The organism is Flectobacillus rivi, assembly GCF_030056655.1.
In the GTDB taxonomy this organism is placed as follows: domain Bacteria; phylum Bacteroidota; class Bacteroidia; order Cytophagales; family Spirosomataceae; genus Flectobacillus; species Flectobacillus rivi.
The window spans coordinates 24127-37549 of the sequence record NZ_JASHIE010000019.1 but is presented as its reverse complement, the minus strand read 5'-3'; the positions used below and the strand labels follow the sequence as shown (position 1 = coordinate 37549).

General features: G+C 37.8%; 8 protein-coding genes. All 8 read right to left on the bottom strand.

All coding sequences use genetic code 11. The annotated features are described in order from the left end of the window. Nucleotides 1–99: 99 nt before the first annotated feature. The 8 genes from QM481_RS22145 to QM481_RS22110 all read right to left on the bottom strand — a co-directional run bounded on the left by QM481_RS22145 (nt 100) and on the right by QM481_RS22110 (nt 13414). A complete protein-coding gene (locus QM481_RS22145) occupies nt 100–1209 on the bottom strand; it encodes a redoxin domain-containing protein (RefSeq protein ID WP_283383374.1) in 1110 nt (369 codons plus the stop codon). A gap of 256 nt (nt 1210–1465) precedes the next feature. After that, nucleotides 1466–2839, bottom strand: a complete 1374-nt coding sequence (locus QM481_RS22140; RefSeq protein WP_283383373.1) for a RagB/SusD family nutrient uptake outer membrane protein — start codon at nt 2837–2839, stop codon at nt 1466–1468. Between the two features lie 11 nt (nt 2840–2850). Then, nucleotides 2851–6219 (bottom strand): TonB-dependent receptor, encoded by a 3369-nt coding sequence (locus tag QM481_RS22135; protein WP_283383372.1) that lies wholly within the window; start codon nt 6217–6219, stop codon nt 2851–2853. An 802-nt stretch (nt 6220–7021) separates the two neighbouring features. Continuing rightward, complete coding sequence (locus tag QM481_RS22130) at nt 7022–8038, bottom strand: FecR family protein (protein WP_283383371.1); 1017 nt, start codon at nt 8036–8038, stop codon at nt 7022–7024. A 191-nt stretch (nt 8039–8229) separates the two neighbouring features. Next, a complete protein-coding gene (locus QM481_RS22125; RefSeq protein WP_283368814.1) occupies nt 8230–8790 on the bottom strand; it encodes an RNA polymerase sigma-70 factor in 561 nt (186 codons plus the stop codon). A gap of 348 nt (nt 8791–9138) precedes the next feature. Continuing rightward, on the bottom strand, nt 9139–10629 hold the full coding sequence (locus tag QM481_RS22120) for a DUF1593 domain-containing protein (RefSeq protein WP_283383370.1): 1491 nt from the start codon (nt 10627–10629) through the stop codon (nt 9139–9141). Nucleotides 10630–10958: 329 nt separating this feature from the next. Beyond that, nucleotides 10959–12458 carry an FGGY family carbohydrate kinase gene (locus QM481_RS22115; RefSeq protein ID WP_283383369.1) on the bottom strand — a complete coding sequence of 500 codons (1500 nt, stop codon included), beginning with the start codon at nt 12456–12458 and terminating at the stop codon, nt 10959–10961. Beyond that, a complete protein-coding gene (locus QM481_RS22110) occupies nt 12458–13414 on the bottom strand; it encodes an ABC transporter permease (RefSeq protein ID WP_283383368.1) in 957 nt (318 codons plus the stop codon). The genes QM481_RS22115 and QM481_RS22110 overlap by 1 nt, the downstream gene beginning before the upstream one ends. Between the last annotated feature and the right edge of the window lie 9 nt (nt 13415–13423).

Here is a 13423-nt window from a genome sequence, read left to right as displayed (position 1 = left end):
ATATAGAAGCTTACACTTCCGAAATCCAAAATCCAATATCCCAAATAAACAGTTTCAGCACTCCTACCTAATAGTATTGCCCCAACTTCATAATTTTGTCTATTTAATAAAATGATCTAATGCTTTTTTGAGCTCTTCGCCTCTTAAATTTTTGGCGATAATTTTGCCCGTTTTATCTAGCAAAAAGTTAGTAGGAATCGCCGAGATTAAATAGCGTTTAGCCACTTCTCCTTCCATCCCATTTCCATCGCAAACCTGTGTCCATTCGAGCGAATCCGTCTCTATGGCCTTTGTCCAACTCTTTGTGTTATCATCAATCGAAACGCCAACAAACTCAAAATCCTTTTCTTTGAACGCTTGATACATTTGTACCAAATTGGGGTTTTCTTGGCGACAAGGTCCGCACCAACTAGCCCAAAAGTCAATGAGCACAAACTTTCCTTGCAACGACGATAATTGGAATGGATTTCCGTATACATCCCGTATCGTAATTTCAGGGGCTATTTTGCCAACACTCACTTTTTCATTTTCGAACAAATAAGATTGAATCGTTTTTCCATAAAATGATTTCTTCACAACATCTGTCAAAACCTCAAAACTCTCACGGGCTTTTGCTTCCTGATTTGCCTGCATGAACCTAGACTTGATAACCATCGAACTTACGATCGAATTGGGATGAGATTTTACAAATTCGGTAGTCACGCTGTCATAAAAAGATTCTACTTTGGTAAAAATGCCATATATCTTTCTTTGCTTTTCGGTGGATGTCAGCGTATTATCTGACTCCACTGCGCTGACTCCTTTGGCAAATTTTCGTCCCAGTTTTATCTGTTCTTGATAAATATCCATGTCATCATTGGCACTTGAACCTTGTATTTGAGCATGTTCCAAATCGCCTGCTTTTGCGGTTACCAGCATATTCCCAGCCTGTACCACTATTTTTCGTTCGTCCGTCATTGGACTGAGATATAGTGTGAAAGTTTGAGGATATGCCAATTTTCCCTGAAAGCGAAAACTTCCATCTTGTGAGAAAACCGAGTCAATGATTTCCTTTTCGTGGAAATAGCTTTTAAAAAAGACTTTTCGTTTTTTAAGCCCTTCTATTTTACCACTAATCTGATACTTTTGGATTTGTTCATGTTGTTTCTGTCCCAAAACACTAGAACTTATCAAAAGCAACCACAGCAAAGCGTTTCCAAAATTTTTCATAAAATCTATTCTTGTTTCAAAAAGGAAATTACAAAACATCTCTGAAACAAGAATAGGTATCATGGAATATTAGTGCGGAATTGTAAGTTAGACCTATTTGAAAGGTTACAAACAATTGCGGATTTAGGATTGTTGATTGCGGAAATACTGAAAGTACCTTCATTTTTTGGGGTAAAAAAAGTAGGTTATACTTCCGCAATCCAACATCCGATATCCGAAATGGATATACTACTAACTCACCATTCTACATCAGCACCTAGTACCCTGGGTTTTGAGTTAGGTTTTTATTGGCTGCACGTTGGTTTTCTGGAATTGGGTACAATACTGCGGTCGATTTCCAAGTACTTTTTCTAATTCCTCCTAAAACAGCATCAGCACGACCTGTACGTTTCAAATCAAGCCAACGATGTCCCCATTCGCCAAATAATTCAAGCTTTCTCTCTTTTTCAATTGCCAATAACAATTGGTCTTTGGTAATTGAACTAGTCAAAGCGGCTAATCCTGCTCTTTTACGAATAATATCTGCGTCGGCTTTTGCTTCAGCAATTTTACCTTGTTGCGCTTTAGCCTCCGCATCAATTAAATACAATTCTGCAAAACGCAAACCTACGTTGTATTCATTTCCAGTACCTGCTCTTACTTTGTACTTATTGATAAAGTAATATTTTACGCCACCAACAGTCGTAACACCCGTCCAGTTAGTTTTTCTTAAATCGACATCCTCAAAAGACTTATACAGAGTATCTACTAAAGTAAAAGCTGGAATCACACCAGAAGCAGCCAAGAAATTGCCTCCGAAAGTTGATACTCCTGAAGCATTAGCCTGTTGCCAAATAATTTCGTTACTCGTATTCACAAATACATCTGCCAAAGCTGGCAATGTATAGGCTTGCGAACTAATCACTGAGGTAGCGCTAGTTTCTGCATTTGCCCAGTCTTTTGTGTACAAATACGCTCTTGCCAGCAAAGTCGAAGCGGCATATTTATTGGCTCTAGCCTTAAACGTTCCAGCGTAAGTAGCAGGAAGTTGCGCTTGCGCTTCTTTCAAATCGGTAATGATTTGTTTCCAAACATCAGCCGCAGGTGTTCTAGGCAAAGTCGCATTCGTAGCATAATCTGCGTCAGGAGTTAGAGGCATTGGCACATCTCCAAACAAATTGACTAGGTAGAAATAAGTCAAAGCACGAACAAACTTTGCTTCTCCCAATAATTGGTCTTTCAAGGATGGCGTCAACGTTTGAGATTGATTCAAACCGTAAATAGCATTATTGGTATTTTTGATTTGTTGATACGCAATATACCAAATCGAGTTTTCTACCAGAGAATTGGTATTGGTTAAAGCATTATTTTCAAATTCATCATAAGACGCATTCACGGTATTGTATTGAATATCGTCTGCCGACAAGCCTGGGTAAAAAGTGCTTGCCTGCACAAAGCTTGTCATGTTACCGATTGAATACAAACCTAGTACTGCACTGGTAGCAGTGGCATCGGCTTTGAAAACATCTTGCGATACCACTTGTGTAGGTGGCGCGCCCAAATCGACAAACGACTCGCATGAGCTAAACAAAGTCGAGATAGCGATGGCTGATGCCCAAAATCCACTTTTAAATTTATGTATATTAATCATAGTAAATTCAATTAAAATGAGCAGTTAAGTCCTAACATGATGGTTCTGAGTGGAGGCAATACTTGCCCAATTGTTCCTGTTCCCAAACCAGTCGGTCCACCCGAAACTTGTGTTTCTGTATCCAAAATGTATTTGTTTTTTGACCAAGTAAACAAGTTTTGTCCTTGAACAAACACACGACAGTTGGTCATACCAATAGCTTTGGCAATTGGACTAGGGAACTGGTATGAAACACTTGCAGAGCGCATTTTCAAATAAGAAGCATCTCCCCAAAAAGCATCCGACGAACTAAAGAAATTGTAAGAGTTGGCAATAGCAGTTCCAGCAGTAGCCGATGCACCTGGAATAGTAGTAATGTCTCCTTCTTGTTTCCAAATATTCAAATACGAAGCATTTTGGTTAGTCAACGCCCCTGGTCTTGTATTGATGATATTGGTTTGTCCGAAACGATGGTTGAATTGGAAGAAAATATCAAATTGGAATCCTTTGTATGATACCGAGTTGCCTAAACCTCCATAATATGGGGTTCCGATTTTGGCTACATATCTGTCGTTAAAATCAACAACACCGTCTTTATTGATGTCTTCGTACTGAGCTGCTCCCGTTTTAGGGTCAACACCTAAATAGTGTAATACTCTGGTAAAGTTGATAGGCTGACCAATAATATACGAGCTACTCGAAAAAGTATTTTCCAAACCATCAAATTTCAACAATTTGTTTTGTGGTAAAGTAATGTTGAAAGTAGTTGTCCATTTCCAATCACCACGAGAGATATTAGTTGTATTTACTTCAAATTCCCAACCGCTATTTTCAATCAACGCTGGTAAGTTAGCTTGAATAGCATTATAACCACTTTGCGTTGGTAGTCTCAAATAAGCAATTTGATTTCCTGAACGGTTGTTGTAATATTCTGCGGTAAACAAAACTTTGTCTTTCAAGAAACCTAATTCTAAAGCTGCTTCAAACTTTTTAGTTGTTTCCCATTGAATATCTGCATTTGGTAAGGTTGTTGGCACCAACGAAGGATTGCTCAAATAGGTTGTCGAAGTACTATACAATGGCAAATACAAATAGTTAGAAATTTGGTCGTTACCGTTTGTACCATAACTAGCACGTAGTTTACCAAAGCTCAAAGCTGGGATACTTTTAGCAAAATCTTCTTGTGAGAATACCCAAGCAGCACCCAAAGCGCCAAAATTACCAAAGCGATTATTTGGCCCAAAACGAGAAGAACCATCACGACGGAAGGTAGCATTGACAAAATATTTGCCTTGCCAATCATAATTTACACGTCCAAAAATTGCATTGTACTTGTACTCAACAATATTGTTGTAGTTTACCGTTACTAATCCAGCACCCGAAAGGGTATTCAACAACGCCTCTGTACTATAGTTAGTGGCAGTTAACGAAAACCCGTTTGAGGTATTATGTTGCCAGCTTGCACCCACTACTGCCAAAAGTTTGCCTTTACCAATTTCTTTCACATACTCCGCTGTAGGTTCAATAATATAGTTTTGAGCCTTATTGTCCGCAAAGTTTAAAGTACTGGTTGGGTTCGACGATGGATTCAACACCGAGGCTGGCGTCAAGTTTTTCTGCTCTAAATCAGTAATAGTATATCCAAAATTTGCCTTTAAGTTTAAGCCTTTTGTAACATTATAACGAACGGTTGCATTACTAATCAAATTAGACGTGTTAGCATTGTTCTGACGCATCAAAGTTGAGAGTGGATTGGTGAAGTTGTTCGACCAAAACATTTTTCCATTCGCATCGTACAAAGGTAAATTCGGAGGAAGGTTATACACCGAAGTCAAATCACTTTGAGGCAAATTTGTTTTATCTTTCGAATAACTTAATGCTAAGGTAAAATTCAATTTCTTATTTCTGGTACTATGGTCGAGATTCAATCTACTCGAAAATCTTGCACTTGAGTAATCACCAGGGAAAATCGTAGTTTCATTGCGGTATCCCAAATTGAACATAAATTTGGTAAAAGCATCACCACCAGACAATGACGTTTGTACATCATTAACTTTACCAGTACCTCCCAAGAAATACTTTTGCCAGTCGGTAGTTTTGGTTCTGTCCCACACTGTCAAGTCTGGGGCATTACTGGTATTGGGCGTAACACCGTCGTTTTTGAATGCCTGTGTTCTAAGGTCATAATATTGATCAGGGCTCAACATCGGAATAAAGCGGTTCAATTCTGTAAAACCAGTTGAAGCGTTTACATCAAATTTTGTTTTGCCAGATTGACCTCTTTTAGTCGTAATCAACACCACACCATTCGCTCCACGAGAACCATAAATAGCCGTTGCATCAGCATCTTTCAAAATATCAATACGCTCAATATCGTTCGGATTAATCATGCTAAATGGACTGATACCGCCATTAGCACCTGAAATACCGAAAGCATTGAGGTTATCAGTTGCGGGGCTACCACCATTAAAATTGGTAAACGGAACACCATCGATCACGTACAAAGGGATTGTTCCTGATGACAATGACCCCTGACCACGAATTTGAATTTGGACAGCACTCCCTGGTAAACCATTATTTTGAGCAATCTGAGCTCCAGCAATACGACCTGGCAAAGCAGCTAATACGTTTGATACTGGCTGTTTACCAATTTCTGCCGAAGTAATCGACGTCACCGAACCAGTATTGATTCTTTTAGAAGAAGTACCATAACCAATTACCACTACCTCGTCTAGTGAACGAAGTGCTTGTTTCAACGAAACTTTGATGTTGGTCGCGTTTCCAACGGTAACACTATACGATTCATAGCCTACATAGGTAAATAGTAGCACATAGCCTTTTTTCGCCATGACTCTAAATCTACCTTTTTCGTCAGTAATTGTTCCAAAAGGAGTACCTTTGGCTGTCACCGAAACCCCAATAAGCGGCTCACCAGATTCCGCAGCGACCACGGTTCCTGTAACTTCCTCTCCTTGGCTACTTTCGGCTTGTGCGTTGGGCAAACCGTTTGCCTTTAAAAGATTCAAATTGTTGTCTACAACCTTCGACAAAATAATCATGCGATTGTCTTGTACCGAAAATTTGATACCTAAAGGCTTTAAAAGTACCTCCAAAGCACTCCCTAAGGTTTCTTTTGAAGAGTTAATAGATACAATTTGATTGATATTGATTTGGCTACTGCTATATACAAACTTCACTTTCGCTTCTTTCTCTAGTTGCGTTAAAGCAGCCTTTAATTTCACGTTCTCTACCTTGACGGCAATATTCTGATTTAGAACACCTTGTGCAAGATTTACATGGGCGTGAATAATTCCTGTGAACACCATAATTATGATGGCCTGACACATCGTAAACCGCATAATTCGAAGGATTAATTCTTTGATTCGATAATTTTCTGTCATACCTTTGATTGGGTTTTATTCTTTTTTGAAATGGAGGGATAAGACAATATTTTCTCGCCACCGCTGCCGCGCGGTGTGACGAAACAAATAAATTCGAGGGCAAGAGTGCTGGAACCACTCTTGTCTTTTTTTATGCTTGGATTTTTTTCATTTGACGTTTTGGCTTTAAGGGTTGACGAATTAGTTAAGGAAATTTAATTTTTAGAGTGATAAAAATTTTAGTGCTGAATTATGAGTTGTGAATCGTGAATATAACTTTCTAACTACTAGCATTTTATATTCAAATTTAAAACAACTAATTCATTCAGAAAGAACCTCTTTCAGATCAAAAACGCTGATTCTTTCTATCTATCTAACTTCTCATGTCGACTACTGGAACTAGTCTAAATGATTGATTATTCTTTATTAAAATATTCTGTAGTTGAATGTTATTTGTTAATGGTATATCTGTTATTGGAGCGTGTTTTAAAAAAACATTAAGCATTTGTCGAAAAAACAAAATTTCCCTTCGCCACTCCTTACTTTTCTTCACTAGGCGTGCCCGTCTAACACAAGAAAAGTAACCGCAGCGGCGGCCGCAAAAGAAAGTCAAGAAATCATAATCGGAGTGGCGAACCACCTCGCCTACGGCTCAAACAATAGGATTTCATTAAACCAAATACAACGTTTTTAATGACTTATAAAATTTAAACATATTCTAAGAAGCCCCTCATATTCAAAAAACTTTTATAACTTTTTCAATCTTACAGATTGTTTTATTAACAAACCAAAAATCCTTGTCTCCAACTCAAAAATCAACAATTTACCTACACCCTTCTGCTTTCAAAAAAACTTTATTCCCTTCAATCACATAACTTCCATTCATAATTTGACAAAGAATCGTCATGGTTTTATCCAAAGATTGGTCTGTAAAATCTGCGGTGATTAAACAGTTACCTATCGTATTATTAGTAAGTTCGAAATCTACATCAAACTTGGTTGAGATTTTTTCTAATACATCCGACATACGAGCATCTTCAAAACTCATATTATACTCTGTATTAAGCAAATAAGACGCAGTGTTTTCTGCTGTTGCTGCTTTAATCTCCTTTTCTTGTGGCATACAAATGGCCTTTTCTGACGGAAGTACCAAAATACGCTTACTACCATTTGCCAACGAAACTGCCACTTTACCCGTAAATACTACCACTTCGATATGGTTGCCAACTGGTCGGATATTAAAACTTGTACCCAACACCTTGGTATTCATGCCGTTGGAGTGAACGACAAAAGGATGACTTGCATCTTTAGCTACCTCAAATAGCGCCTCTCCAATCAAATTTACTTCACGGGTAGCATTCACAAAATGCTCAGGGTATGTCAATGAACTGTTCCCCTTTAACCAAATAATACTGCCATCTTCCAAAATCACCTTTTTAGTTTTTCCAACCGAAAAGGCTTGAAAAGTTTCATTCTTTAAATCAAACGTATCATAACCCATTGGGCTCAAAGCAAACACTCCACCCATTACCAATAGTACAGACGCAGCAATTCTGGCAATCTTATTGAATCCAAATGGTATTATTCTAGCAGGGGTTTCCTCGCTCAAACGTGCTTGAATTTGTTGATACATTTTACTCTTCAAAGCACCTTCTTTAACGATTTCCTTTTCTAGCGATTCATCCGTGTTTTCAGTCAATGAATCTAACCATTGTTCAATCAAGATTTTCTCAGCAGGCGAACACTTCCCTTGCTGATATTTTTCAAACAGAATTAATAATTTACGGTCTTGCATATATTTATGATAGTCTATAAAAGGACTCAAAGAATATTTGGACATTTTCGAAAAATACCAAATATGATTTTACTCCTTTCTAATAGTGAAGTAAATTGAAGATGCAATTACACCTACTCCAAAAGAAAAAAATTTAATAAAAACTTATTTTTGAGTAAAAATGCTTAGATATTGAGGGGTTGTTGATTGGGTGAATCAGTGATTATTTCTCAATTTTGAAGAAAGTCCATCCACTCCTATCCCATTATTCCAAATACGATTATCAAAATCAAAAAATCTCCTAAATCTTCTCGAAGATGTTTGAGGGCTTTTGTCAAATGGTTTTCGACAGTTTTGTGCGAAATATTCAATTGCTGGGCAATTTCTTGAATGCTCAAATGTTGCACACGACTCATACGAAACACTTCTTGGCATTTTTCGGGTAAGTCGCTCATGCTTTTTTCCAGCATCATACGAAGCTCATTGAAGGCAATACTCTCGTTGTTGGAATCGTCAAAAAGTTGTTCTCGGAAATGGGTAAATTGCGCTAGATAGTTATTTCTAACTTCTGTAGACTTCATGAAATTCAGCATCTGAAACTTAACTGCCTGATAGAGATAGCCAGAAACAGAGCTTTCGATTTTGGTCGTTTTGCGATTGGCCCACAAACTCACGAATACTTCCTGGATGATTTCTTCACAGGTTTCTTTGTCACGCAAACGATTGTAGGCATAGGCATATAGTTTTGACCAATAACGCTCATAAATTTCGTCAAAGGCCATTGACTTTCCCTCCTGAAGAAGTGAAAAAAGTTCTATATCGCTATGTGTTGGCGTGTTTTTGATGGGCTTAAATAGAATTATTAATGATTAGTTCTCATAAATTCGATTTACAAAACTATAGGACTATTTAAAATTGCAAAGCTTTTATGTGAGTTTTTTTCTGGACTCTCTCTTAAAAATAACCCTCTCTGACTTCTTAATTTACTTTTATCTATAAAAAATCATACTTGAATGTACTTACTTTTTTTGGATCTATTTCAAGAAAAATCATCAAAGTAGTTTCCTGAAAATGAAGGCAATCTACCAATTACAAAAATCCCCTAGTTGAGCTAATAAACTCAGCACTAGGGGATAAAACAGAATACTTTAAGCGTAAATAAAGAATTATTCCACTGTTAAAATTGCTCTTTGATAGCGAATAATAGCTGGCGTTCCATTATCGCGACCTTCTACAATAATATGAATCGTTTGTCCCTTCTGGGCATCCGATGGAATGGCTACTTTAACTTTATTATTTCCTTCAGGGCTAATCTTTACAGACTGAGGATATGTACCCGCCTCGGGATACTGCCAAAAGGTAAATGCCACCTGATTTTTGTCGGGGTCTGTAGCACTTGCTTCCAATAATACACTTTGTCCAGCTTTTACTTTCTTGAAGTTTCCATTTTTGAGACTCAATTTTGGTGCATGGTTGGCTTCAGCATAAGGTTTGATACACCAATCTGCACGAGCAGCAAAATCTAATTGCAGCGCTTCTACCCAACGAGTTTGTGGGAATGCTGTATCTTCTTTTTTAGTATAAGGATTATAATCTTTTACATGATTGCCATCTTCCCAACGATGTGGGTTTGAGGTAGATTGAACCATTCTTCCACCCCAACCACCATACTCAGGGTTATTTTTGTTCATTAAACCTACATCAATCAATTGAAAATACGCAGGCGAATCTCCTTCTGAAATAAAGTCATATTGGGTCATCTTCTGTTTATTCATTTCCTCCAATGTACCATGTTTATGATCGTCGTCGCCTTCTTGCTTTTGTCCATCGCCCCATGAATAGTATTTTTCTAATAATGGCCCATGATTTTTGATAATATTTTTACCCATAAATGCTCCTCTCAAATACGGCTGCAATGCCTCAGGAACTACACGTGGCCAAGGATAGGCAAAACACCAAAATTGATTTGAGTTATAGAAAATTTTAATATCAGGCCATTTAACCGAAACATACTTGCGATAGGTAGCATCTTGGTCTAGTACAGCATAAAGTACCGTTTTTTTACAAACTTTCTCATAAATTGATTTCCATTGAGGAGCTTTTCCATATTCATCCTCGATAGACTTTAAGGCTCTTGCAATGGTGTTGGTGCCACCCCAAATCTGTAGAAACAAAGGACTCATGTCATTATCTAGCAATTTGGCTTTGATAAAGTTTGACCCCTCTGTATCTTTTTCCATTTCACCTTCAAAATCAATGTTTCCCACACGAATAAGCTTTGTCAGGTATGCTGGACTTGGATATGCTTTATCATGCTTCAACAGATTAGGATATACTTTTGAATACTCTTTCAATAAATCTTGAATCCATTGCGTTCCTGGCCAACGAAGCGACGTTTTAGTACCATACAACTTGGCGGTCATTTCCATTTCTGAAGTAAAAACCGTTCCTTTTCCATCACCTTTATAATGCCACTGCGAACTACTATAAATGAGTCCTTCGAGATGGAATTCGTTGCTATACAATAGCATTCGAATAAACGAATCAACGTCGTCTATCTCTCCATCTGTGGTGACGATAGTACGAGGTTTATTTTGAGCTACACCCGTTTGCAACATTCCAAACAGCAGTGTCATCGTTAATAAAATGTGTTTCATGGATAGTGAGTATTAATTATGAATTGTGAGTCGCAAATTTTAAATATAAGATTCTCGTAATCAGCACACTAAATACTAATCAGCTCAGTCTTTATTTTACCTTGAAACTCAATTGTTAATTAATGGGAGCTTTTGTAAAGTGAGGTGTTAAGAAAGGTGTGATTGTTTCTATTTGGATACAAATAATATACTAAAGCAAAATAATATTTTATAAATTGTGAATGTAATATATTGATAATTAAAAAATTACATTCACAATTCATAATTCTGCATCAATACTTCTGTCGTACCCTGACAGAAAAATATCATTATTCCGTAGAATTCATTTCTTATCCATTTAAGGCTTTTTGCCAACCTTCATAATAGGTCTGAACATGGGTGTTGTCAGCAGGTTCGATGCTGGTAATATTGGCTTTGCAAAGTTCTGACAAAGCATCAATGCTCTGATAAACATCGCTTTTAAGACCTGCCAAATACGCAGCACCTAATGCCGATATATCATGATTAGCTTGTTTTTTGATGGAAAAACCCAGTAAATCAGCCAAGAAAGTAGTGACAAATTTGTTGTGACTAATACCTCCATTGATTGAAATCGAACTAAAGTCTTTGCCCATATCCTTACTCATAGCATCGAGTACATCTTTGATTTGGTAAGGAATACTTTCCAAGGCAGCACGAACAATATGGTTGATACTTGTACCAAAAGTGATACCTTGAATAGAAGCTTTTCGGCTCATTTGCCAATGTGGTGCACCTAAGCCACTAAAGGCAGGAATCAGATATACGCCAGCATTATCTTTTACTTTTTGAGCTAACTCTTCGGTTTCAGTAGGATGATTGAAAAATTTCATTTCGTTTTTCAACCACTCAATTGTTGAGCCACATGAAACAATTGCTCCTTCAAACGCATAATCTACTCTTCCCTCTACACTCCAGCAAACGGTGGTTAGCATGCCATTTGAGGAAATTAATGGTTCATTGCCAATATTGGACATAATCGAACAGCCAGTGCCTAGCGTTGCTTTGGCAGTTCCTTTTTCGAAACAGCCTTCTCCAAATGTTGCCGCATGAGAATCGCCAATGAGGGCAGTAATAGGCAATTGATTTTGTGCCAAGACTCCTACAGCAGATTTTTCGTCTGAATAAGTCCAGTTGCCATAATCGTACGAAGAAGGGTGCACTTCGGGCAAATGAAGTTTCTCGAGCCCCCAAAGTGCTAATATTTCTTTATCCCAAGTCAAAGAATGAATATTGAGCAAAAGGGTTCTGTGTGCATTGGTATGGTCAGTTTTATACGATTTACCTTCGGTAAGTTTGTATAAAAGCCAGCAATCCACGGTACCAAAATATACCTCTCCTTGATCGAGTTGAACCTTTAAATCCGAGTTATTTTCCAATAACCAAAGTAATTTAGTTCCTGAAAAATATGGGTCAATAATCAAACCTGTATGTTGTTTTATCAACTCATTTTGCCCTTGATTGATGAGATTTTCACAAACCTGCGTAGACCTTTTGCAAGCCCAAACCACGGCTGGCGAAAGTGCTTTTCCTGTTTTGTCCCAAAGCACAAACGTTTCTCGCTGATTACTAATGCCGCACGAAGCAATATCCTTGGGATTGTATCCTTTTTGCTGAAAATCCTCCAAGCACAGACTCACAGAAGTTAATACATTTTGGAAAATCTCTTCTGGGTCTTGTTCCACAAAACCATTATCGAAATAATTGGTATGTAAATCGGCATGACCTTTACTGATAACTTTTCCTTGGTTATCAAAAATTATGGATTTAGTACTGCTTGTACCTTGGTCAATGGCTAAAATATATTTCATTATTTTTTACTCTTACGGTCAATAATTACGGCTAATAAAATCACCAAACCTTTTACTACTTGTTGCCAAAACGGTGATACATTCAATAGCACCAAGCCATTGTTGAGTACCCCAATAATCGCTGCGCCAATCACAGTGCCAGTCACAGTACCAATACCTCCTGATAGCGAAGTTCCCCCAATTACTACTGCTGCAATAGAGTCGAGTTCGTAACTTGCACCCGCATTTGGCTGTGCCGAATTGAGTCGAGAAGTAACCATGATTCCTCCCACTGCCGCCATCATTCCTGAAATGCCATACACGATAAGCTTGGTAACTTGTATATTGATTCCAGACAGAAAAGCTGCTTTTTCATTACCTCCAATCGCATAGATATGACGTCCGAAAGCTGTTTTTTGACTAATAAACACCACCAATAATACCAATAAAATCGAAATCCAGACAGGTACAGGAATACCAATCAACCAACCAGAACCAATATATTCAAATTTTGGACCTAGGTTAGAAATGGGAATTCCTTGGGTATAAAGCATAGTTGCACCACGGGCTATTGTGAGCATCGCAAGCGTTGCCACAAAGGGTGGCAAAGAGAATTTGGTAATCACAAAGCCATTGAAAAGTCCAATCAATAAGCCTACAATAATAGCGGCCAAAATACTGCCAAAAATGGTAAAACCCACATGAATATTCAGTGCTCCAATGGTAATTCCGTCTTTGAGCAAACCTGCACAAATCACCGAAGTAAATGCCAATACAGAACCAACCGACAAGTCGATTCCTGCCATCAAGACAACCAAGGTCATACCTGTGGAAATACAGACATTTACCGAAATCTGACGAAGTACATTCCAGATATTATTGGCAGAAAGAAATTTATCTGAAAGAATACTTATGACAATACAGAGCAACAGAAGTGCAATCAGTGATTGTGATTTTTTTAATAGTTCTTTGTTCATTGTATGTTT